At 64.2% G+C, this 22,026-nt stretch carries 17 protein-coding genes; 7 read left to right on the top strand and 10 right to left on the bottom strand.

Features of this window, described 5'->3' with window-relative positions; translation table 11 throughout:
• The first annotated feature begins 26 nt into the window (after positions 1 to 26).
• Both H3H45_RS09170 and H3H45_RS09165 read left to right on the top strand, forming a co-directional pair.
• On the top strand, positions 27 to 920 hold the full coding sequence (locus tag H3H45_RS09170) for a LysR family transcriptional regulator (protein ID WP_182833431.1): 894 nt from the start codon (positions 27 to 29) through the stop codon (positions 918 to 920).
• Between the two features lie 224 nt (positions 921 to 1,144).
• Positions 1,145 to 4,810, top strand: a complete 3,666-nt coding sequence (locus H3H45_RS09165) for a sensor domain-containing protein (protein ID WP_182833430.1) — start codon at positions 1,145 to 1,147, stop codon at positions 4,808 to 4,810.
• 82 nt (positions 4,811 to 4,892) lie between these two features.
• Here the strand turns inward: H3H45_RS09165 and H3H45_RS09160 are convergent, their stop codons facing one another.
• From H3H45_RS09160 to H3H45_RS09145, 4 genes are all read right to left on the bottom strand, one after another.
• Entirely contained in the window at positions 4,893 to 5,342 is a 450-nt protein-coding gene (locus H3H45_RS09160) for an Hsp20 family protein (protein WP_182833429.1), read from the bottom strand.
• 215 nt (positions 5,343 to 5,557) lie between these two features.
• Positions 5,558 to 6,739 carry a CaiB/BaiF CoA transferase family protein gene (locus H3H45_RS09155; RefSeq protein WP_182833428.1) on the bottom strand — a complete coding sequence of 394 codons (1,182 nt, stop codon included), beginning with the start codon at positions 6,737 to 6,739 and terminating at the stop codon, positions 5,558 to 5,560.
• Positions 6,739 to 8,379 (bottom strand): AMP-binding protein, encoded by a 1,641-nt coding sequence (locus H3H45_RS09150; RefSeq protein WP_182833427.1) that lies wholly within the window; start codon positions 8,377 to 8,379, stop codon positions 6,739 to 6,741. The genes H3H45_RS09155 and H3H45_RS09150 overlap by 1 nt, the downstream gene beginning before the upstream one ends.
• Before the next feature lie 127 nt (positions 8,380 to 8,506).
• A complete protein-coding gene (locus H3H45_RS09145) occupies positions 8,507 to 9,424 on the bottom strand; it encodes a LysR family transcriptional regulator (protein ID WP_182833426.1) in 918 nt (305 codons plus the stop codon).
• A gap of 107 nt (positions 9,425 to 9,531) precedes the next feature.
• Between H3H45_RS09145 and H3H45_RS09140 the strand changes: the two genes are divergently transcribed.
• The 3 genes from H3H45_RS09140 to H3H45_RS09130 all read left to right on the top strand — a co-directional run bounded on the left by H3H45_RS09140 (position 9,532) and on the right by H3H45_RS09130 (position 13,245).
• On the top strand, positions 9,532 to 11,298 hold the full coding sequence (locus H3H45_RS09140) for an amidohydrolase (protein ID WP_182833425.1): 1,767 nt from the start codon (positions 9,532 to 9,534) through the stop codon (positions 11,296 to 11,298).
• 100 nt (positions 11,299 to 11,398) lie between these two features.
• Positions 11,399 to 12,145, top strand: coding sequence for a TorF family putative porin (locus H3H45_RS09135; protein WP_182833424.1), 747 nt, complete (start codon positions 11,399 to 11,401; stop codon positions 12,143 to 12,145).
• Between the two features lie 149 nt (positions 12,146 to 12,294).
• Positions 12,295 to 13,245, top strand: a complete 951-nt coding sequence (locus H3H45_RS09130) for a DMT family transporter (protein WP_182833423.1) — start codon at positions 12,295 to 12,297, stop codon at positions 13,243 to 13,245.
• Positions 13,246 to 13,411: 166 nt separating this feature from the next.
• On the opposite strand, the gene cysK is transcribed toward H3H45_RS09130, so the two are convergent.
• Complete coding sequence (gene cysK, locus H3H45_RS09125) at positions 13,412 to 14,386, bottom strand: cysteine synthase A (RefSeq protein ID WP_182833422.1); 975 nt, start codon at positions 14,384 to 14,386, stop codon at positions 13,412 to 13,414.
• A 223-nt stretch (positions 14,387 to 14,609) separates the two neighbouring features.
• Here cysK and H3H45_RS09120 point away from each other — a divergent pair, with 223 nt between their 5' ends.
• Positions 14,610 to 15,455 (top strand): AAA family ATPase, encoded by an 846-nt coding sequence (locus tag H3H45_RS09120; protein WP_182833421.1) that lies wholly within the window; start codon positions 14,610 to 14,612, stop codon positions 15,453 to 15,455.
• 143 nt (positions 15,456 to 15,598) lie between these two features.
• Positions 15,599 to 16,777 (top strand): vWA domain-containing protein, encoded by a 1,179-nt coding sequence (locus tag H3H45_RS09115; protein ID WP_182833420.1) that lies wholly within the window; start codon positions 15,599 to 15,601, stop codon positions 16,775 to 16,777.
• A gap of 49 nt (positions 16,778 to 16,826) precedes the next feature.
• Here H3H45_RS09115 and H3H45_RS09110 read toward each other — a convergent pair whose 3' ends face one another.
• The 5 genes from H3H45_RS09110 to H3H45_RS09090 all read right to left on the bottom strand — a co-directional run bounded on the left by H3H45_RS09110 (position 16,827) and on the right by H3H45_RS09090 (position 22,021).
• A complete protein-coding gene (locus tag H3H45_RS09110) occupies positions 16,827 to 17,735 on the bottom strand; it encodes a DUF2950 domain-containing protein (RefSeq protein WP_182833419.1) in 909 nt (302 codons plus the stop codon).
• A 13-nt stretch (positions 17,736 to 17,748) separates the two neighbouring features.
• Entirely contained in the window at positions 17,749 to 19,260 is a 1,512-nt protein-coding gene (locus H3H45_RS09105) for a DUF3300 domain-containing protein (RefSeq protein WP_182833418.1), read from the bottom strand.
• Positions 19,261 to 19,533: 273 nt separating this feature from the next.
• Positions 19,534 to 20,595, bottom strand: coding sequence for a DUF2167 domain-containing protein (locus H3H45_RS09100; RefSeq protein ID WP_182833417.1), 1,062 nt, complete (start codon positions 20,593 to 20,595; stop codon positions 19,534 to 19,536).
• 108 nt (positions 20,596 to 20,703) lie between these two features.
• Complete coding sequence (locus H3H45_RS09095; protein ID WP_182833416.1) at positions 20,704 to 21,237, bottom strand: DUF2937 family protein; 534 nt, start codon at positions 21,235 to 21,237, stop codon at positions 20,704 to 20,706.
• Positions 21,238 to 21,241: 4 nt separating this feature from the next.
• Positions 21,242 to 22,021, bottom strand: coding sequence for a class II glutamine amidotransferase (locus tag H3H45_RS09090; RefSeq protein WP_182833415.1), 780 nt, complete (start codon positions 22,019 to 22,021; stop codon positions 21,242 to 21,244).
• Positions 22,022 to 22,026 lie beyond the last annotated feature (5 nt).

Raw genomic sequence — 22,026 nt, 5'->3', positions numbered from 1 at the left:
TATGGCTGCCGCCCGGAGCTATGCCCATGGATCTCGCCAACCTCAACGCCTTTCTCGCTATCGCCGAATCCGGCAGCTTCTCCGAAGCCGCCGAGCGCCTGCACCTGACCCAGCCAGCCGTAAGCAAGCGCATCGCCGGCCTGGAACAGCAGCTCAACGTGCGCCTGTTCGACCGCCTGGGCCGGGAGGTCGGGCTGACCGAGGCCGGGCGCGCCCTGCTGCCGCGGGCCTACCAGATCCTTAACGTGCTGGATGACACACGCCGCGCGCTGACCAACCTGAATGGCGAAGTCACTGGCCGCCTGACCCTGGCTACCAGCCACCATATCGGCCTGCACCGTTTGCCACCGCTGCTACGCGCCTTTACCCGCGCCCACCCGCAGGTGGCTCTGGATATTCAGTTCCTCGACTCGGAAGTGGCCTACGAGGAAATCCTGCATGGTCGCGCCGAACTGGCGGTGATTACCCTGGCCCCGGAAACCCGCTCGCCGGTGCGCGCCGTGCCGGTGTGGGACGACCCGCTGGATTTCGTCGCCGCCCCCGAGCATCCGCTGGTACGCGGCACCATCAGCCTGGCCGATGTGGCGCGGCATCCAGCGGTATTCCCCGGCGACAACACCTTCACCCACCACATCGTGCGCCGCCTGTTCGAGGCCGAAGGGCTGACGCCGAACATCGGCATGAGCACCAACTACCTGGAGACCATCAAGATGATGGTTTCCATCGGCCTGGCCTGGAGCGTGCTGCCGCGCACCATGCTCGACGAACAGGTGGTGCGCCTGCCGCTACCCGGTATCCAGTTGCGCCGCCAGCTCGGCTACATCCTGCATACCGATCGTACCCTGTCGAATGCGGCCAAAGCCTTTATGCGCCTGCTCGACGAGCAGCGCTCAGAACCTGCTCAAAGCCTCGCGAGCTAGAGTCAGGCAAGGCTCAACGACCCGCGGGAGTAACAGCCGCCGGCTGTTACTGTGTAGCAACGCAGCATGGCCGACGCGCAGCAGGCTTTGAACGGGTTCTCAGGCCTTGCCTAGAGGCCTCTCCTGCGGCTAACGTGAGGCCATAACGATAAGAAAGGCCCTGCATACTCCAGTCCTACCCACTTCTGCGGGTGCTGACTGGCCGTGCACAGAACGAGCCCGCGATGTCCAAACCGCCTAAATCGCTGCCACCCCTGCCGTTCATCCCGGCCCTGGATCCCGTCGAGTTCGAGAAGACCTGGCACGATGCTCCGCGCCTGCTGGCGGCGCTGAACGGCGCGCACCTCGGTGCCTGGTACTGGGACATCGACAGCGGCAAGGTCAATTGGTCGCGCGGCGCCCAGGCCCTGTTCGGCCTCGACCCCAAGCACCCCCTGCAGCAGCGCGTCGACTACATCGAGCTGATCCCCGAGGAAGATCGCGCCACTGTCCTGCAGCTATTCCAGCAAGTCCTCAGCGGCATCCCCAATCCCGAACCCCTGCGCCACCGCATCCGCTGGCCCGATGGCAGCCTGCACTGGCTGGAAATCAGCGGCCGCCCGCAGGTCGATAGCGACGGCCACAAACGCGTGTTCGGGGTGATCCGCGACATTACCGAACAGCAGGAGCGCGCCACCGCGCTGAGCCAGTCGGAACGACTCTTCTCCAGCCTGTTCCACATGAGCCCCGACGCCGCCTTGCTGATCCGCCTGGCAGACAGCTCGATCTTCGAAGCCAATCAGCATTTCGAAAATCTGTTCGGCTGGAAGCGGGCCGAGATCAAGGGCAAGACCACCCTGGAACTACAGATCTGGTGCGATCTGCAGCAACGGGACGAACTGCGCTGCGCTGCGCAACCGGATCAGGAGCCGATCGTTCAGGACGTCCAGCTCCAGACCCGCGACGGCCGCCGCCTGCATGGTGTGCTGCGCAGCCAGTACATCGAGATCGAACACGAGCCCTGCCTGTTCAGCACCTTCCTCGACACCACCGAGCGCAAGCAGGCCGAGGCAGCGTTGCGCGCCAGTGAGGAAAAGTTCGCCAAGGCTTTCCGTCAGACCCCCGACGCCGTGGTGATCACAGACAAGAGCAACGGCGCCTTCGTTGATATCAACCCGGCTTTCGAGCAGCGTTTTGGCTGGAGCAAGGACGAAGCCATTGGCCGCACTTCACTGGAGCTGGGCATCTGGAAAAGCCCCGCCGATCGCCAACGGTTACTGGACGCCATGCAGCATGACGGCAGCTGCCACAACCTGCCGGCAGAACTGTTCAGCCGCGATGGCCAGCTCAGCCACAACCTGATTTTCGGTGGCGAAATCGAACTGGCGGGCAAGCCCTGCCTGGTTCTGACCGTGCGCGATGTCAGCCATGAGCGCGTGCAGGAGCAGGCCCTGCGCGACAGCCAGGAACGCCTGAGCCTAGCCCTGGATTCCGCCAACCTGGGCAACTGGGACTGGGATATTCCCAGCGACACCCTGTTCGGCTCGGAGCGCGCCTCCCTGCTGCATGGCCTACCCGCGCTGCAGTACCACGGCAAGTTCCGCGAGTTCTTCAAGCATGTGCCACTGGAAGACCGACACCGGATGCGCGTGACCTACAACGAACTGGTCGAGGGTAAGCGCGACAGCTATCAGGTCACCTACCGCACGCGCTTCAGCAATGGCGAAATTCATTACCTGGAAAGCACCGCCAAACTCTATCGCGATGAGGCCGGTCAGCCGCTGCGCATGGCCGGCATCCTCGTCGACATCAGCGAGCGGGTGCAACGTGAACAGCGCCTGGCGGCCTCCGAGGAAAAGTTCGTCACCCTATTCCAGGCCAGCCCGGAGCCGATCTGCGTGTCGCGCATTCGCGACGGTGCGTTCATCGAGGTCAACCCCAGCTTCAGCGAAACCTTTGGCTGGCAACCCGCTGAAATCGTCGGTCAGAGCGCCCCGCAACTAAGGTTTTGGGTCGATGAGGAGCAACGCAATCGACTGTTCAAGCAGCTCACCCGCAACCAGGGCCTGAGCAATGAAGTCGCCTGTTTCCGCACCAAGGATGGCCGCGAGCTGACCTGCGTGTTCTCCAGCCGCTTCATCCGCGTCGAGCGTCAGCTGTGCATCACCACCACCTTCCGCGATATCAGCGAGAAGCAGAAGGCCGAGGCGGCACTCAAGTCCAGCCAGGAGAAGTTCGCCAAGGCGTTCCACTCCAGCCCGGACGCCATCACCATCACCGAGCGTGATACAGGGCGCTATATCGAGGTCAACGAGGGCTTCACCCGCCTCACCGGCTACCAGGCCGAGGAAGTCATCGGCCGCAACTCGCTGGAGCTGGAAGTCTGGGCCGACCCCAGCGAGCGGGTGGCGATGATCGAGACCCTCAAGCGCGACGGCCGCGTCTATCACCTGGAAATGCATGGCAAGAACCGCGACGGCAGCATTCGCCTGGTGGAAGTCTCGGTCGAACCGATCGAGCTGGACGGTGTCGCCTGCCTGCTGCTCAACGCCCGCGATGTCAGTGAACTGAAGGATGCCCAGGCGCAGATCCAGCACCTGGCCTACCACGACCCGCTGACCAACCTGCCCAACCGCGCCCTGCTGATGGATCGCCTGATCCAGCAGATCGCCTTGCTCAAGCGCCACAACCTGCGCGGCGCCCTGATGTTTCTCGACCTCGACCACTTCAAGCACATCAACGACTCGCTCGGCCATCCGGTCGGCGATGCCGTGCTCAAGCTGGTCACCGCGCGCCTGGAAGCCAGCGTACGAATGGAGGACACGGTCGCCCGCCTGGGCGGCGACGAGTTCGTCGTGCTGCTCTCCGGCCTGGAAGGTAGCCGCGCGGAAATTAGCCGCCAGGTGCGCCAAGTGGCGGAAAAACTGCGCCAGCTGCTGGCCGAGCCGATGCTGCTCGACGGCCACCACCTGCAGGTCACCCCCAGCATCGGCATCGCCCTGCTGCCCGACCACGGTGACAACCCGACCGACCTGCTCAAGCGCGCCGACATCGCCCTGTACCGGGCCAAGGACTCCGGGCGCAACACCGTGCAGATGTTCCGTAAGGCCATGCAGGACGAAGCCAGCGAACGCCTGCGCCTGGAGAACGACCTGCGCCTGGCCCTGGCCCGCGGCGAGTTCGAGCTGCACTTCCAGCCCCAGGTGGATGCCCGCAACAACCAGATCATCGGTGCCGAAGCCCTGCTGCGCTGGACCCACCCAACGCTCGGCCCGCAGTCGCCGGGGCAATTCATCCAGGTCCTCGAAGAGAGCGGGCTGATTCTCGAAGCCGGCACCTGGGTACTCAGCGAAGCCTGCCACGCCTGCGCCACCCAGCTGCGCGAGGGCCTGGTGGATGCGCACAGCTTCCAGCTCTGTGTGAACATCAGCCCGCGGCAGTTCCGCCAGAACGACCTGGTCGAGCTGGTCGAACTCAGCCTGAAAGAAAGCGGCCTGCCGGCGCCTATGCTGAAACTGGAGATCACCGAAGGCATCGTGATCCAGAACCTCGACGACACCATCGCCAAGATGCACCGCCTGAAGAAGCTTGGCGTCAGTTTCGCCATGGACGACTTTGGCACCGGCTACAGCTCGCTGACCTACCTCAAGCGCCTGCCGGTGGATGTGCTGAAGATCGACCAGTCATTCGTACGCGACGCCACCACCGACCCCAACGACGCCGAGATCATCCGCGCCATCGTGGCCATGGCCCGCAGCCTGAACCTGGAAATGATTGCCGAAGGCGTCGAGCAGAACGAGCAGCTGGAGTTCCTGTTGCAGGAAGGCTGCCACCTGTACCAGGGCTATCTGTTCAGCAAGCCGCTGCCGCTGGACGACTTCCGTCAGCTGCTGGCGCTCAACCAGCACTAGCGATCGGCCCAGATGAGCCATCACTGAGTAGAAGGCATGAAAAAGGGCGCCCGCAGGCGCCCTTTTTCGTTACTGCAGGAACTCAGCTCTGCAGTGCAGGTTGCAGACCATTGATCGGAATGCGCTTGGCCTTGGCCTCTTCCGGCACGATACGCACCAGGTCGACATGCAGCAGGCCGTTGATCAGGCTGGCCGCCTTGACCTCGATATGGTCGGCCAGGCGGAACGACAGCTTGAAGCCGCGCTGGGCGATGCCCTGGTGCAAGTAGGTGACGTTTTCCGCGCTGCGCTCGCGCTTGCCGCCGACCACCGTCAGCACGCCGCGCTCGACCTGCAGTTCGAGGTCTTCCTCATGGAAACCGGCAGCCGCGATAACGATGCGGTACTGGTCGTCGCCGTGCTTCTCGACGTTGTACGGCGGGTAGGAACTGCCCGCTTCATTGCTGCGCAGGGCCGACTCGAACAGGTCATTGAAACGGTCGAAGCCGATGGATTGGCGAAACAGCGGGGCCATGGAAAATGCAGTGCTCATGGTGAATCTCCTGAATTTCAGCGAGTGGTTGAGTCCGGGGCCCGACTTCGGCACCCCGTACTCAGCTAGATAGGGACAGGCCAAAAAATTTCAAGAGGCCCCACACCCGCTACCGGCTACCCGGCTCTCTTGGGCAGGCCGTAGCCCGGATGCAATCCGGGAATTACCACGACCTAGCCCCCCGGATTGCATCCGGGCTACCAGAGCGCCATGAATCAGCCCAGCAGCTTGCTGGCCTTCAACTCGGCGATCTGCGCCTCGCTGTAACCGATCTCGCGCAGCACCTCGGCGCTGTGCGCGCCCACCGCCACGCCGGTATGCCGCGGCGCTTCAAGGCCCGCGGAGAACTTGATCGGGCAGGCGAGCTGCGCCTGCGCCGGCTTGCCCGCACGCGGCACGGCGGCGACCAGGCCACGCGCCTGCAGCTGCGGGTGTTCGACCGCCTCGGACAGGTTGAGCACCGGCTCGACGCAGGCATCCACCGCGGCGAAGCGTTGCTGCCACTCGGCCAGGTCGTGCTTCTCGATCTCGATCTCGATCTCGCGCTTGAGCGCCTTCTGCTCCTCCGGCTTGGGCGACAGGCCGCGCCCAGCCAGCTCCGGACGGCCGATAACGGCGCAGAACTGCTGCATGAACTGCGGCTCCAGGCTGCCCACCGACAGCCAGCGGCCATCGCGGGTGCGGTAGTAGTCGTAGAAGCTGCCGCCATTCAGTGCCTGGTTCTCCATCGCCGGCTCCACCCCGGCGCCGAGGTAGCCGGCGCCGGCCATGGCGTGCAGGCTGAAGGCGCAGTCGGTCATGCTGATGTCCACGTGCTGGCCCTGCCCCGTGCTCTGCCGAGCAATCACTGCGGCGAGCAGGCCGATCACCCCGTGCAGCGAGCCGCCGGCGACATCCGCCAGCTGCACGCCCAGCGGCAGCGGGCCGGTGTCGCGACGCCCGGTGTAGCTGGCCAGGCCGCTCAGGGCCAGGTAGTTGAGGTCATGGCCGGCGCGATCCTTGTACGGCCCAGTCTGGCCGTAGCCGGTGATGGAGACGTAGATCAGCCGCGGATTGATCGCCTTCAGCGCATCAAAGCCGAGGCCGAGCTTGTCCATCACCCCAGGGCGGAACTGCTCCAGCACGATGTCGTACTCGGCCACCAGCTTGTGCACCACCGCCAGCGCTGCGGGATTTTTCAGGTCGAGGGCCAGCGAGCGCTTGTTGCGGTTGAGGTAGGCGTGGCTGGTACTGCTGTCGCCATCGAACGGCGGCAGCACACGCACCAGGTCGACCCGCGTCGGCGACTCGATGCGCAGCACCTCGGCGCCCATGTCGGCCAGCAGCAGCGAGGCGAACGGCCCCGGCAGCAGGGTGGAGAAGTCGAGAACCTTCAACGAAGACAGCGGGCCCTTCATCAGCAATTTTCCCAATACAGTGGTGGTTTGCCCGGCAAGCTGCTGACCAGCGCGGCGTAGCGCGCCTCCAGCACATTGCGGCGGATTTTCATGGTCGGGGTCATGCAGCCGTTGTCCACGGTCCAGGCCTCGCTGACCAGCACCAGATGGCTGAGCCGCTCATGGGGCTGCAACGCGGCGTTGAGCTGGGCCAGGGTTGCCTGCAAATCGGCACTGACCTGCTCGCGCGGCTGGCTGCGCGCCGCCGGCGACAGCTCGATCAGAGCCAGCGGCTGGTCGAGGTTGCTGCCCATCAGGCAAACCTGCTCGACCCAGGTATTCTTGGCGATCTCGCCCTCGATCGGCGCTGGCGCCACGTACTTGCCCTTGCTGGTCTTGAAGATGTCCTTGACCCGCCCGGTGATGCGCAGGTAGCCGTCGCCATCCACCTCGCCCTTGTCGCCGGTGTGCAGCCAACCGCCCTCCAGGGCCTTGGCGCTCAGTTCGGGCTCACGGTAATAGCCCTGCATCAGGGTCGGGCCACGGAACAGCACTTCGCCATTGTCGGCGATGCGCAGCTCCAGGTTCGGCATCGGCCGGCCGACGCTGCCGAAGCGCACCTGGCCCGGCCGGTTGAAGGTGCCATAGGCGAAGTTCTCGGTCATGCCGTAACCCTCGCAGATCACCAGGCCCAGGCGCCGGTACCAGTCGAGCAGCCCCGGCGAAATCGCCGCCGCGCCGGAGACCAGGATGCGCGCGCGATCCAGGCCCAGGCCGCGCTTGATCTTGCGCGCCAGCAGGCCGCCGAGCAGCGGAATATTCAGCAGCAGGTCGAGCCTGCGCTGTGGCAGGCGCTCAAGCACACCCTGCTGGAAACGCGTCCACAAGCGCGGCACGGAGAAGAACACGGTCGGCCGGATATAGCGCAGGTCGCTGGCGAAGCTGTCCAGCGACTCGACGAAGGCCACCTGGGCGCCGCTGTACAGGCTGTTCATCTCCACCAGAAAGCGCTCGGCGGCGTGCGACAGCGGCAGGAAGGAGAAGAACTGATCGCGCTCATCGATGCGCAGCTCGGCACAGGAGCTGGCGGCGGCGCAGGCCATGGCCTGCGCCGAGAGCATCACGCCCTTGGGCTGGCCGGTGGTGCCGGAGGTGTAGAGGATGCTCAGCAGCTCGTCGGCCTGCTGCACAGGCGCCGTCGGCAGCGGAGCATGGGCCTGCAGCTCGTGCCACTGGTAGTCGGCGCGCAGGGTCGGATAGGGCATGGCCAGGCGCAGCACCTGTGGCCCGATGCCGCTTTCCAGCTTGGCCGGATCGTCCAGCTTGCCGAGGATGATCGCCTTGCAGGCCGCATGTTCCAGCACATAGGCGATGCTCTCGGCAGACTGCAACGGATACAGCGGCACGCTGACCAGTCCGGCCAGCTGGATGGCCAGGTCGCTGATGAACCACTCGGCACAATTCTTCGCCAGCAGCGCCACCCGCTCGCCCGGCGCGCAACCCAGCGCCTGCAGAGCAGTAGCCAGACGGCGGGCCTGATCGTCGACCTGGCGCCAGGTGAAGTCATGCCAGACCCCGGCGACCGGCTGGCGCAGCCAGACCTTATCGGGGCACTGGGCAACCCAGTGCTGGAAACGTTGCAGCGGCAGTTGTTCGGACATCGGGCACTCTCTTGTTTTTATTGGAGCCGGGTACGATCAAACGGAACACTCAGCAGGTTAGGCAGCCCCTGAAACGAGCTCAATGACCCAAGCGCTCGGCGGCATTGACCCAATCGCCCAGAGCGCCTCAAGCGATGCCGCGCGAGCCGAGAAACGCCTGCAGGTAATCGATGAAGGCCACCACTTTGCCCGTGGCCCGGCGGTGACTCGGGTAGACCGCGAGGATCTGCGGACCGAAAGCATCCGGGTCGATCTCGTACTCCGTCATCAGTCGCACCAGGCGGCCATCGGCCAGATAAGGCGCAGCACTCCACAGCGGCGTGTGCAGCACGCCACAACCAGCCAGGGCAGCAGCCAGCAGCAGGTCGTAGTTGTCACTTTCCAGGCGTGCCTGGCGCGGCTGGGGTACGCCGATACGCTGGCCCTCGTACTCCACCCACCAGACGCTACGGCCTAGCGCCGGGTGCTGATACATCAGCCAGTCATGCTCCTCGATGCTGTCCGGCGTCAGCGGTTGTGGCTGACGCGCCAGATAGGCCGGGCTGGCGCAGAGGGCGATGCGATTCTGCCCGACCACCCGCGCGATCAGCCCCGGCAGGTCGCTGCGACCCTCGCGCAGGGCCAGGTCGTAGCCGCTTTCCACCAGATCGACGAAGGCATCGCACAGATCCACCTGCAGCCTGATCTGCGGGTACTGGGCGAGGAAGCCAGCGCACACCTGGTCGAGAAAAGCGCGGCCAAAGGCCAGCGGCGCGGTGATGCGCAGGTTGCCATGCAGGCCGTGCTGCAGCTGGCCGATTTCCTCGCCCACCTCATGCAGACGCTGCAGCACTTGCCGCGCAGTTTCCAGGTAGACCCGCCCGGCCTCGGTGAGCACCGTACGGCGGGTGCTGCGTTCGAACAGGCGCGCGCCGAGCTCGGCCTCCAGGTGGCTGACCGCCTTGGTCAGCGCCGACGGCGTCTTGCCCAGCTGCTCGGCCGCACGGCTGAAACTGCCGTACTCGGCTGTGGCGACAAACATGTTCAGGGCACCGAGCTTGTCCATCAGACTCTTTCCAATCTGGCAAAAGGGTTTTGCACGATAGAGCCGTTCTGGCCCCCGGCAGCAATCGCTAGTCTCCGCTGCAACTCAATAAAAACAAGGGGGTTGTCGTGAAAAGGTTCGTTCCGAGCTTACTGGCCAGCGCTGTGGCTTTTTCCTCACTGGAAGCCATGGCCGCCGCCGATCTGGTGCTGTTCAACGCCAAGGTGTTCACCGCCGAAGCCGGCCAGCCACGCGCCCAGGCCATTGCTGTGGAAGACGGCAAGATCCTCCAGGTCGGCTCCGACAGCGCCATCCTGGCCCTGGCCGATGCCGACACGCAGCGCATCGATCTCGGTGGCAAGGTGTTGATGCCCGGCATGATCGACACCCACAGCCACCCGATCATGGGCGCCCTGGCCAGCCTGCGCGCCAACCTTTACGACGAGGTCAAGCCGCTGGCCGAGCTGGAACAGTGGATCATCGAGCAGGATGCGGCCGGCACCGCGCGCCTGGGCGACATCGTGGTGATCTCCGGGGTCAGCTCGGCGTACTGGCAGCACAGCCGCGAGCTGGCCAAGCGTTTCAACCAGGGCCGCTGGGCCAATCAGCCGCTGGTACTGGACGGCATCGACGGGCACACCGGCTGGGCCAACAACGCCATGCTGCAACGGGTCGGCATCGACGCCAAACTGGTCAAGAGCCTGGCGGCCAAGGAAGCCAGCTTTATCGAACACGACGCCGACCTGACGCCCACCGGCTTCCTCAGTGAAACCGGTTGGGATCGGGTGCGCGGCCAGTTGCCCAAACCCTCTGCGGAACTGATGCTGAAAGCCGCCCACGAAGCCGTGCGGGTCAACCTGCAGGTAGGCGTGACCGCCTGGATGGATGCCGCGGCCAATGGCGGCGGCGAGCAGTCGCTGTTCGAAATGCGCCCTACCACCAAGGACCTCGGCGTGCTGCCGCTGTACCGCCAGCTGGCCGAACAGGGTGAGTTGAACGTACACGTCGCCGCCCTGCTGCTCGCCCATCCGCAGAGCAAGCCGGACGACCTCAAGGTGCAGGCGAACGTGATGCAGCAGTTCCAGGGCGTGCCGAACCTGACCTTCCCCGGCATCAAGGTATTTGCCGATGGCGTGCTCGAATTCCCCGGGCAGACCGCTGCGGTAATCGACCCGTATAACAACAGCCAGCAGCAGGGCCAGCTGCTGATCGATCCGCAGGGCTTCGGCAAGCTGATCGCCGCCACCGAGCAGCGCGGCTGGATCACCCATATCCATGCGGTCGGCGACCGTGCCGTGCGTGAGTCGCTGAACGCCATCGAATATGCCCGCTCACTCAAACCCGCGCCGGTGCCGCACAGCATCAGCCACCTGCAGCTGGTCAACCCTAAGGAGTTTGCGCGCTTCAAGGAGCTTGGCGTGATCGCCTCCATGCAGTTGTTGTGGGCCACCGCGGAAAGCTATACCGAGGAGCTGGTCAAGCCGTACGTGAGTGCCTTCACCTACCGCTACCAGTACCCGGCCCGCTCGCTGCACAAGGCCGGCGCCACCATCGCTGGCGCCAGCGACTGGCCAGTGTCCAGCCCCAACCCATGGAACGCCATCGCCCAGGCCAGCACCCGTACAGGCCCGCTCGGCGTGCTCAACAGCGCCGAGAGTATCGACCGCGAAACCATGTTCTATGCCTACACCATCAACGCCGCCAAGGCCCTGCGCCTGGAGCAGCAGATCGGCTCGCTGGCGCCCGGCAAGCAGGCCGACCTGATAGTCCTCGACCGCGACGTGTTCAAGGTCAGCGATGCCGAACTGTTTGACACCCAGGTGCTGCAGACCTGGTTCGCCGGCAAGCCGGTGTACCAGGCACCCGCCAGTGCCGAAGTCGCCAAAGCTCAATAACAACAAACCTACCGCCCTGCCCTGCGCCTGATCTCAGTGCGCAGCGGCAGGCTGCGGCCTTGCATCAGCTGCCGAACAACAACCACAACAGGGCTTCTCCATGCACGCACGCAAATCCCTCACTCTGACCATCGCCGCCCTGACCTGCAGCCTGCAGGCTGGCGCCATCGAGCTGAACGAGCAGCTTTCCCTGATCGTCACTCCGGCCGTTTTCAGCGACTACCGCTCCAGCGGTATCTCGCAGACCCTGGGCGACCCTGCCGCCCAACTGGACATCATGCTCAGCCATGCCAGCGGCCTGTATGCCGGGGTATGGACCAGCAATGTCGAGTACGGCTACGACTGGGAGAACGACGATGACTACGGCACCCGCCAGGAAATCGACTACTACGCCGGCTACTACTGGCAGATCAGCGACGCCATCAGCCTGGACGGCTACTACAACAAGTACACCTACCCGGGAGAGAGCCAGTTCAACGGTTCAGATCTCTATCTGACCCTGGACGCCTACGGCTTCTTCATCGGTGGCAAACACTCCTTCGATACCGAGGAGAGCTACTTCAACACCTATGTCGGCTACCGCACCCAGCTACCGCTGGAGATCGGCCTGGAGCTGCGCTACGAGAATGTCGACTACAAGGACGACGTGTTCTTCAACGCCGACTACAGCAAGGCCGAGCAGGACTACAACAACTGGGAGATCGAACTGACCCGCGACCTGTTCGGTGCCACCTGGGGCCTGAGCTATGTCGACACCGACCTGTCGGATGCCCAATGCGCCAGCTTCAGCGGCTACGACGACCTCTGCTCTGCCGGGGCGGTGGCCAGCGTCAGCAAGGCATTCTGATAGCCTGCAGGGTGCACCGCGGCCAGGCACGACTGCTGGTGAGCGCGGTGCACCCTGGCCAACTGTATGGCCAATTTGAAAGTCAGCTGCGCATTGCATGAAGCGTTGGCTGGCGTACCCTGAGCGGCTCTGCCCAAACGTGCCGCCCGATGAAACCTGCCGACCTGTTCCGCCTCATGCTGCTCGCCGCCATCTGGGGCGCCAGCTTTCTGTTCATGCGCGTGGCCGTCCCGGTGCTCGGCAGCATGCCCACCGCCTTCTTCCGCGCCTCCCTTGGCGCCATTGGCCTGCTGTTGTTCCTCCTGCTGGTGCGTCCGGCCTGGGTGTTTAGCGGCAAGTTCAAGACCTGCCTGGTGCTTGGGGTGATCAACGCCGGCTTGCCTTCGGCCATGTACTGCCTGGCCGCGCAGATTCTGCCAGCCGGCTACTCGGCGATATTCAATGCCACCACCCCGCTGATGGGCGTGCTGATCGGCGCGCTGTTCTTCAGCGAAGCCATGACCCCGAGCAAGGCGGCTGGCGTGGCCCTCGGCCTGTTCGGCGTGGCGGTGCTGACCCGTACCGGCCCGGTCGCTTTCGACCTGGAACTGCTGCTCGGCGCCGGCGCCTGCCTGGTGGCGACCACCTGCTATGGTTTCGCCGGCTTTCTCACGCGCAAATGGATCGGCCAACAGGGCGGTCTGGATAATCGCCTGACCGCCTTCGCCAGCCTGTGCGGTGCCAGTCTGTTTCTTCTGCCGCTGTTCGCCGGCAGCCTGGTGCTGCAGCCACCGGCCAGCTGGGGCGGCATCGAGGTGTGGCTGTCGCTGGCGGCGCTGGGCCTGGTCTGCACCGCCTTCGCCTACGTCCTGTACTTCCGCCTGCTCAGCGATATCGGCCCGATCAAGGCCAGCACCACCACCTTCCTGATCCCGCCGTTCGGCGTGCTGTGGGGCGCCCTGCTGCTGGACGAGCCGCTGACCTGGGCCTACCTGCCAGGCAGCGTGCTGATCGCCATCGCCCTGTGGCTGGTGGTGCGCCCGAGCAGCACTGGCAAGGTACTGGCAAGGCGTAGCCCGGATGCAATCCGGGGCCGACTCGCAAGCCGCCGTCCCCGGTGATCGTTCCCACGCTGCGCGTGGGAACGCAGTGACAGACGCTACGCGTCTGCGGGACGCAGAGCGTCCCAAGACGGGCTCCCACGCAGGAGCGTGGGAGCCATCACTATCCTGGCTACATGAAACGAAAAAGCCGCCCTCGGGCGGCTTTTTCATGCAGTAAAACGGCTTACTGCTGCAGCTCCTGCTCGGTGAACAGATCACTGAACAGCATGCTAGACAGGTAGCGCTCGCCGGAGTCCGGCAGGATCACCACGATGGTCTTGCCCTGCATCTCCGCGCGCTCGGCCAGGCGCACCGCCGCCGCCATCGCCGCACCGCAGGAAATGCCGCAGAGAATGCCTTCTTCCTGCATCAGGCGCAGGGCCATGGCCTTGGACTCTTCGTCGCTAACCCGCTCGACGCGATCGACAATCGACAGGTCGAGGTTTTTCGGCACAAAACCGGCGCCGATACCCTGGATCTTGTGTGGGCTCGGCTTGATTTCCTCGCCGGCCATGGCCTGGGTGATCACCGGCGAAGCGATCGGCTCGACCGCCACCGAAAGAATCGGCTTGTGCCGGCTGTGCTTGATGTAGCGCGAGATGCCGGTGATGGTGCCGCCGGTACCGACACCGGCTACCAGCACGTCGATGGCGCCGTCGGTGTCGTTCCAGATTTCCGGACCAGTGGTCTTCTCGTGAATCGCCGGGTTGGCCGGGTTGTCGAACTGCCCTGGCTGGAAGTACTTGGCCGGATCGGAACTGGCGATTTCATTGGCTTTCTCGATCGCGCCCTTCATACCCTTGGCCGGCTCGGTCAACACCAGCTCGGCGCCCAGCGCCTTGAGCACCTTGCGCCGTTCCAGGCTCATGGAAGCCGGCATGGTCAACAGCAGCTTGTAGCCACGGGCGGCAGCGACGAAGGCCAGGCCGATACCGGTGTTGCCGGAAGTCGGCTCGACGATGGTCATGCCCGGCTTGAGTACGCCGCGCGACTCGGCTTCCCAGATCATGCTGGCGCCAATCCGGCATTTGACCGAATAGCCCGGGTTTCGCCCTTCGATTTTCGCCAGAATGGTCACGCCCTTGGGGCCAAGGCGATTGATCTGGACCAACGGCGTGTTGCCAATGGACTGGGCGTTGTCGGCGTAGATGCGGCTCATGGCAAGGTCCTTGTGCAGGCGGAAGCAGGATTTCCAAGCCTATGCCGCCAGCTTGAGCGCGTCCAGCCATGCAAACGTGGCCACAGAGCCGGTGACCCGCCATTCAGTGACTGAATGGCGCGTCTGCGTTCACAGTCTGCCAGGCAGCGCGGTATAGTCGGTTTTTGCGTTTCTACAGCGCCGGACAAGCAGTTCCGGGGCGTTACCGTTCGAGGATTACACGATGAAGTTCGAAGGCACTCAGTCCTACGTCGCCACCGACGACCTCAAGCTGGCGGTCAACGCCGCCATCACCCTGCAGCGCCCGCTGCTGGTCAAGGGTGAGCCGGGCACCGGCAAGACCATGCTCGCAGAGCAACTGGCCGACGCCTTCGGCGCCAAGCTGATCACCTGGCACATCAAGTCCACCACCAAGGCCCACCAGGGCCTGTACGAGTACGACGCGGTCAGCCGCCTGCGCGACTCGCAGCTGGACTCGGACAAGGTCCATGATGTGCGCAACTACATCAAGAAGGGCAAGCTGTGGGAGGCCTTCGAGGCCGAGGAACGCGTCATCCTGCTGATCGACGAGATCGACAAGGCCGACATCGAGTTCCCCAACGACCTGCTGCAAGAACTCGACAAGATGGAGTTCTACGTTTACGAGACCAATGAGACGATCAAGGCCAAGCAGCGTCCGATCATCATCATCACCTCGAACAACGAAAAGGAACTGCCGGACGCCTTCCTGCGCCGCTGCTTCTTCCACTACATCGCCTTCCCCGACCGCAGCACCCTGCAGAAGATCGTCGACGTGCATTACCCGAACATCAGCAACGAGCTGGTGGCCGAGGCGCTCGACGTGTTCTTCGACGTGCGCAAGGTACCAGGCCTGAAGAAGAAGCCGTCCACCAGCGAACTGGTCGACTGGCTCAAGCTGTTGATGGCCGACAACATCGGCGAAGCGGTGCTGCGCGAGCGCGATCCGACCAAGGCCATCCCGCCACTGGCCGGGGCCCTGGTGAAGAACGAGCAGGATGTACAACTGCTCGAGCGTCTGGCCTTCATGAGCCGTCGCGCTTCGCGCTGATTGCTTGTCTCCCCTCTCCGCTTGCGAGAGAGGGGCCGGGGGAGAGGGAACGCCGGCTACTCGGCGTTGCCCGTTCACCCTCTCCCTAGCCCTCTCCCTCAAGGGAGAGGGAATTGTCCGTACATGCCTAGAGGTACGCAGCCATGCTGCTCAACCTGTTCAATGAAATGCGTGCAGCCAAGGTGCCGGTGTCGGTACGCGAACTGCTCGACCTGATCAATGCGCTGAAACAGCACGTGATCTTCGCCGATATGGACGAGTTCTACTTTCTCGCCCGCACGGTAATGGTCAAGGACGAGCGCCACTTCGACAAGTTCGACCGCGCCTTCGCCGCCTACTTCAAGGGCCTGGAGAAGCTCGACGACTTCCTCGAGGCGATGATCCCGGAAGACTGGCTGCGCAAGGAATTCGAGAAGCACCTGACCGACGAGGAGAAGGCGCAGATCCAGACCCTCGGTGGCCTGGACAAGCTGATCGAGGAGTTCAAGAAGCGCCTCGAGGAGCAGAAGGAACGCCACGCTGGCGGCAACAAGTGGATCGGCACCGGCGGTACCAGCCCGTTCGGCTCCGGCGGCTACAACCCGGAAGGCATCCGCGTCGGCGACGCCGGCAAGCGCCAGGGCAAGGCTGCCAAGGTGTGGGACCAACGCGAGTACAAGAACCTCGACGATCAGGTCGAGTTGGGCACGCGCAACATCAAGGTAGCCCTGCGCCGCCTGCGCAAGTTTGCCCGCGAAGGCGCCGCGGAAGAATTCGACCTTGGCGGCACCATCGACCACACGGCGAAGGACGGCGGCCTGCTGAATATCCAGATGCGTCCGGAGCGGCGCAACACGGTCAAGCTGCTGTTGCTGTTCGACATCGGCGGTTCGATGGACGCCCACGTCAAGGTCTGCGAGGAGCTGTTCTCGGCATGCAAGACCGAGTTCAAGCATTTGGAATATTTCTACTTCCACAACTGCGTGTACGAGTCGGTGTGGAAGAACAACCTGCGCCGCACCTCCGAGCGCTTCTCCACCCTCGATCTGCTGCACAAGTACGGACCGGACTACAAGGTGATCTTCGTCGGCGATGCAGCCATGGCGCCCTACGAAATCACCCAGCCCGGCGGCAGCGTCGAGCACTGGAACGAGGAAGCTGGCTACGTGTGGATCAAGCGCTTCATGGACAAGTACAAGAAGCTCATCTGGATCAACCCGTACCCCAAGGACGCCTGGAGCTACACCGCCTCCACCAACATCGTCCGCGAGCTGATCAACGACCAGATGCACCCGCTGACGTTGCGCGGCCTGGAAGAAGGCATGCGCTTCCTGACCAAGTAAAACAACGGGCCCGCAGGGGCCCGTTTGGTTTTACCGCCTATATGCCGTTTCAGGGCGTCGCCAGGGTTTCGTTCTCGGCATCATCTGCCACCTCCTGCCAACTGCTGTCCGGATCGAACAGACTCATGGCCGTCGCCAGCTTGGCGCCGTCCGCGCCGAGATCCTTCTCGAACACCTGGCCATCGTGGCTGATCATGAAGCTCATCACCCCACTGTCGGCATAACGCGCCGGCCAGGCGATCAGGGCGAAGCCGCGGCTCATGTTGTCGCCAAGCTTGTAGTCATAGGCCCCGCCCGGTGCCGATGGGCCCTGGGCAGTGAGGATGCGGTAGTGGTAGCCGTGCCACTCGCCATCGGGCAGATCATCGCCAAACAGCGGGCCAAGCGGGCTTTCCTCGATGCCCGGCTCCTCGACCCAGTACAGCCCGTCGTACAGGCCATCGCTGCTGACGAACTGCTGCGCGTACTCGAGCACCCCGTCGTCGTCGCGGTCGACTTCGGCGTAGTCCATCTGCGCATCGTGATAGGCCAGTGCCGCCTGCACCGTAGCCAGCTCGTTGCGGCCAATGCGCCGCACCCGGACTTCCTCGCCGCCCGCCTGGACATCGAAGACCCAGCCGTCCTTGGCCTTGACTAGCGGCAGCGGAAAGCTCCACGGCGTATTGCCAACCACCAGGGTGGCCCGCTCTGGCGCAGCGCTTTCGATGACATGCTTCTCACGGTACAGGCCAAGGAACGCATCGACATCCTCACGTTCCAGGTCGTCGGTCGGGATATAGCTTTGCCAATCGCTACCCAGCAGGGCCGCCAGGCGTTCGGCATCGGCCTTGTCGCTGCCCAGCGCGGCCACCAGCGCGGCGGCGGCGGCATCCGCGGTGGGATAAGCCTGCTGTGCCTGGGCGACGTGGCTCAGCCCCAGCACCAGCAGCAGCGGAAAAACACGTAATCCGGTAATCATGATCAATCTCCTTTCAGCGCCGACGGCCGCCGCCAGAGCGGGAGGATGCGCGGGGTGCGCGCTGCACGGTCTGGCCACTCGCACGGCTCGCCTGAGGTCGGCTGGCCGTAGCTCGACTGGCCTGACCACGGCTGGCTTGCGCCCGCGCCTGTTCGGGGTTGCGGGCACCAGCAAAGGCGTTGTCGCGCGTGCGCGGGGTGCTGGCTTGCTGCTGACGCACCTGCTGGCGTGCCTGCGGATTGCTCGCCGCCCGCTGCTGGCGCGCCTGGGCATCACGGGTCGAGGCCTGAGCGCGCTCGCGGGCCTGATCACGGCTGACATCACGGGTCGAACCCTGCAGCCGCTCACGGGCCTGTGGATCGCGGTCAAGCTCGCGAGTTGCCGCCTGGGCACGATCGCGGGCCTCGCGGTTGCTGGTAGCTGGCGTTTCAATGCCACGCTCCTGCAGGGACTGGCGGGCGCGCTCACGGTCAGCGGTTTGCACCGTATCGCGCCCACGAAACGCATCGCGCTGCTCGCTGCCGGGCAGCCGCTGGTTGAATTTCTCGCGGCTGCTCGGGTCACGGTAGGGCACGCCGTCACGGTTAACCGCGTTGTGCTGCCAGTTGTTCTGGTTGGCATTGATCTGCCGGTTGGAGTTGATGTTGTTGTAGCGATCGACGTCGATATCGATGTCGTCGTTGTCCCAGTCGCAATCGCCCCACAGCGAATCGATGATCGCCACGCCTGCCGCGAAGCCCAGGCCGGTAGCCAGCGCACCGCCAAAGTAGTAGCCCGGCGGTGGCGGGTAATACACCGGCTGCGACGGATAGGGCCAGGTGCCATAGACCACATTCGGGTTGTAGCTGGGCACATAGACGACCTGCGGCTGGGCCGGCTCGATGATGATGGTGGACGGCGCAGCCGGCTGCTGGACCACCTCGCCCGAGCTGTTCGGCGCGGGTGTCGGGGCAGGTGCGGCGGGCTGCTCAGTGACGCGCTGCTGCTCGTTGGATTCCAGGTTGCCGGCAGCCTGTGCCTGACGGCGCAAACGCTGCACCGAATCCATCACGGCGTTGGGATCGGCGAGGAAGGCATCGCCCACCCGCTGCACCCAGGCCGGATCCTGACCGAGGGTGACCAGCGCCGCGGGGAAAGCCACCAGCGATTGCACACTGGGGTCCCATGGCTGCTCGGCGACCGCTCGCACGGCAATATCGCCACTGCTGTCCGGGTTAGCCTTGGACCAGGCCACCGCGTCGGCGACATCACCCGGATAGGTGGCGGCCATCAACACCTGAGCCAGCAGCGCATCCGGATACAGCGCCAGCGGCGCCAGCATCTGGTCGAGTTGTTCCGGTGTGAATATGGCATTGGCCGTCGCTGCTGCTGTCGCGGGCGCGGCGGCTGGAGGTGGGCTCACCCCTGAAGCGGGCGCAACCGGGGCGACGGCCGAGGTCTGTGCCTGGGGCGGAGCTTCCTCGTCAGGACAACCGGACAAGACCATTACGGCAAGCAGGATGGTGCAGTGATGGGTAACACGCATGGCGCTTCTCCACAGGAAGAAAGCGGGTCTAGAAACCGGGCCACGGTAATCGCCGTCAGCACGACCCGATCCGTGAGTCGCACACCTACAAGCGGGGGGCGCAACGATCTCCCTCAGCCTAGTCAATCAACCCGGCTTTGCTGTCGCCGTTCCGGATTACTGCTGCCTCCGCCTGCCCATCCAACAAACGGCAGGCCTTTACCAACCCGATAAACCGAGCAGATACAACAAGGGCCCCATCGGGGCCCTTGTTGCTCTAGTACATCAACAGGCTCAAGCCTTTTCGTCTGCCTTGTTCAAATCCAGCACGGTACTCGCGGGCGGCTGCACGGCCTCGGCAGCTAGCGGTTCGGCTACTGGCTCGGCAGCAGCCACCGGCGTTTCGGCCTGCTTCTTGCCAAACAGGCGCTTGCCCAGCCAGCCGATAAGCAGCAGCGGCACGATCCAGAACTTCTTCAACAGCAGTGCCAGCGTGGCAAACAGGCCGGCCTTGGTCGCCAGCTTGCCGGCGATCAGTGCACCGATGCCATAAGCGGCCACTTCGTCCAGATCCGGGTCGAACTCGGCATAGCGATGCCCCTGGTTGAAGTCGGTCATGGCCAGCACGCTCGGCAGATTGCTCTGGATCTCGGGCAGCTGATCCATATTGGCGATGAAGTTCAGCACCAGCACGCCTTTGCGGCCCAGCACGCGAATGTTGTAGTTGAGGGTGTTGGTGTCGCTGTCACCGAACTTGAGCTCCTTGGCCCAATGCAGCTTCTTGCCTTGCGCATCGTAGTGCGGCTGCGCGGCCCAACCGAGCAGTTCGACCGGCTCGTAGCCGTTTTCGGCACGCCACTGGTTGTCGGTAGCGGCTTCTTCCTTGAGGTCTTCAAGCATCTCGCTGTAATCGATGTCTTCGGCATCTTCGTCGGAGACATAACCGCTAGCCTCATATTCAATGGTGACTGCCCAGGACTCATCGGCCAACGGTGATATGCCTGCCGGCAATACCATGCCCAGCGGCAACCCGGCATCCGGCGGATTGCCCCAGGCCTCGACCAGCAGGCGCTCGGCGTCCTCGCCGTTGAGGAAGACCAGGTGATCGGGAAGATTGAGGGTGGCCAGGTTGTCGCCGAGCACCACCTTGCCGGTCTGGAAGTTCAGGCTGGCAATGAAGGCTTCTTCGTCAAACTCTTCGAATTCTTCCTCGGTGACCGCAGCGCTCTCCTCTTCCGGCGCGGCGGCCTCGGAAATGGCAGCAGAAGCCGGAGCATCGGGAGCCACGACAACAGCCTGGGCAGTGGGTACACAGGCGACCAGCAGGGTGGCCATGATCAATTCCTTGATCGACATAAAAACTCCATTACGACGGTTGACGGTGAGGCGCCACCCTAGCACGCACCTTCAGGCATTTCGGCGAGCCAGTGCAATATTTTGCAACAAACTCGCGAGAGCTGTTGCTCAGCGCCAGTGCCGCTGCTCGTGGGCGATAACCTTATGCTTGCGCCCAACACCGAGGGTCCAGCCGGCGCCCAGCACGAGCAGCTCCACCAGCCAGGCCAGCAGCAGCCCGCACGCCAGAGCCCAGGCAATCGCCTGCGGCGCCAGCAGGACCTGATAGCTGTAGGCTGCGATGGTTTCGTCGAGCAGCTCGCGGTCCGCCGCACTGACCAAATGTAAGGCCTGGGCATACCAGGGACCCTGCATGGCCAGCCACTCGCTTTCCAGCAGTTCGGCGCGGCGCACCAGATGCTCGACACTTTGTGCGTCGCTGCGCATCACCTCATCGCTGCTGGCTCGATAGTGGCTGACCAGGGCGTTGAGATCGCCATTGAAGAAGCGCGCGGCAGTCTCGCGGAAACCAGTCAGGCTTTCCTCGGATTCGGCTCGGTGCGCGGCAACGCGCTTGCCGTAATCGTCGATAAACCCCGGCACCTGCACCCCGATCAGCAGACCCAGACCGAACAGCACCAGACGCAGATAACCTCGAAACATTGCCCTACTCCCCCATCTGCCCGTGGGCCAGGCGCTCGCCGCGGCGCCACAGGCTCCATTCGCCTGGCTGGAACAGATTCCAGCGCTCGTTATCAGTCAGCGGCTCGGTGGCAATCACCGTCACCACATCGTTGGGCGTGGTTTCCGCCTGGAAATCCACCAGTACTTCGGCATCCTTCAGTCGCGCCGGGCCGAACGGCGCACGGCGGGTTATCTGCGCCAGCTTGGTCGAGCAGAAGGCAAACAGCCAGTCGCCATTGCTCAACAGGCAGTTGAACACACCGTGGCGGCGGTAATGCTGGGCCGCCTGGATCAGCACCGGCAGCAAGGCTTCGACCGGTACCGGTTCGGGAAATGCGGCGCGCACGCGGTTGAGCAGGTCGCAGAAGGCCGCTTCGCTGTCGGTATCGCCCACAGGCCGGTAGAAGCTGGTCGAGGGGGCGAAATCGGCCAGTTGGCCGTTATGCGCGAAACACCAGTTGCGCCCCCACAGCTCGCGCACGAAGGGATGGGTGTTGGCCAACGAGACCTGGCCGACGTTGGCCTGGCGAATATGGCCGATCACCGTTTCGCTCTTGATCGGGTAGCGCTGCACCAGGCGCGCGACTTCCGACTCGACGCTGGCGGCCGGGTCCTGGAACAGGCGCAGGCCACGCCCCTCGTAGAAAGCGATGCCCCAGCCGTCGCGGTGCGGGCCAGTGCCGCCACCACGCTGCATCAGCCCGGTAAAGCTGAACACGATATCGGTGGGGACGTTGGCACTCATGCCGAGCAATTCACACATGCTTG

Source organism: Aquipseudomonas guryensis (assembly GCF_014164785.1).
In the GTDB taxonomy this organism is placed as follows: Bacteria; Pseudomonadota; Gammaproteobacteria; order Pseudomonadales; family Pseudomonadaceae; genus Aquipseudomonas; species Aquipseudomonas guryensis.
Note: the sequence above shows the minus strand (reverse complement) of the source record. Positions and strands in the feature narration are given on the sequence as shown.

Bases quoted from the DNA above. Each gene is read 5' to 3' on its own strand.
- H3H45_RS09170 (WP_182833431.1), top strand. From the start codon at position 27: ATGGATCTCGCCAACCTCAACGCCTTTCTCGCTATCGCCGAATCCGGC.
- H3H45_RS09165 (WP_182833430.1), top strand. From the start codon at position 1,145: ATGTCCAAACCGCCTAAATCGCTGCCACCCCTGCCGTTCATCCCGGCC.
- H3H45_RS09160 (WP_182833429.1), bottom strand. From the start codon at position 5,342: ATGAGCACTGCATTTTCCATGGCCCCGCTGTTTCGCCAATCCATCGGC.
- H3H45_RS09155 (WP_182833428.1), bottom strand. From the start codon at position 6,739: ATGAAGGGCCCGCTGTCTTCGTTGAAGGTTCTCGACTTCTCCACCCTG.
- H3H45_RS09150 (WP_182833427.1), bottom strand. From the start codon at position 8,379: ATGTCCGAACAACTGCCGCTGCAACGTTTCCAGCACTGGGTTGCCCAG.
- H3H45_RS09145 (WP_182833426.1), bottom strand. From the start codon at position 9,424: ATGGACAAGCTCGGTGCCCTGAACATGTTTGTCGCCACAGCCGAGTAC.
- H3H45_RS09135 (WP_182833424.1), top strand. From the start codon at position 11,399: ATGCACGCACGCAAATCCCTCACTCTGACCATCGCCGCCCTGACCTGC.
- H3H45_RS09130 (WP_182833423.1), top strand. From the start codon at position 12,295: ATGAAACCTGCCGACCTGTTCCGCCTCATGCTGCTCGCCGCCATCTGG.
- cysK (WP_182833422.1), bottom strand. From the start codon at position 14,386: ATGAGCCGCATCTACGCCGACAACGCCCAGTCCATTGGCAACACGCCG.
- H3H45_RS09120 (WP_182833421.1), top strand. From the start codon at position 14,610: ATGAAGTTCGAAGGCACTCAGTCCTACGTCGCCACCGACGACCTCAAG.
- H3H45_RS09115 (WP_182833420.1), top strand. From the start codon at position 15,599: ATGCTGCTCAACCTGTTCAATGAAATGCGTGCAGCCAAGGTGCCGGTG.
- H3H45_RS09110 (WP_182833419.1), bottom strand. From the start codon at position 17,735: ATGATTACCGGATTACGTGTTTTTCCGCTGCTGCTGGTGCTGGGGCTG.
- H3H45_RS09105 (WP_182833418.1), bottom strand. From the start codon at position 19,260: ATGCGTGTTACCCATCACTGCACCATCCTGCTTGCCGTAATGGTCTTG.
- H3H45_RS09100 (WP_182833417.1), bottom strand. From the start codon at position 20,595: ATGTCGATCAAGGAATTGATCATGGCCACCCTGCTGGTCGCCTGTGTA.
- H3H45_RS09095 (WP_182833416.1), bottom strand. From the start codon at position 21,237: ATGTTTCGAGGTTATCTGCGTCTGGTGCTGTTCGGTCTGGGTCTGCTG.
- H3H45_RS09090 (WP_182833415.1), bottom strand. From the start codon at position 22,021: ATGTGTGAATTGCTCGGCATGAGTGCCAACGTCCCCACCGATATCGTG.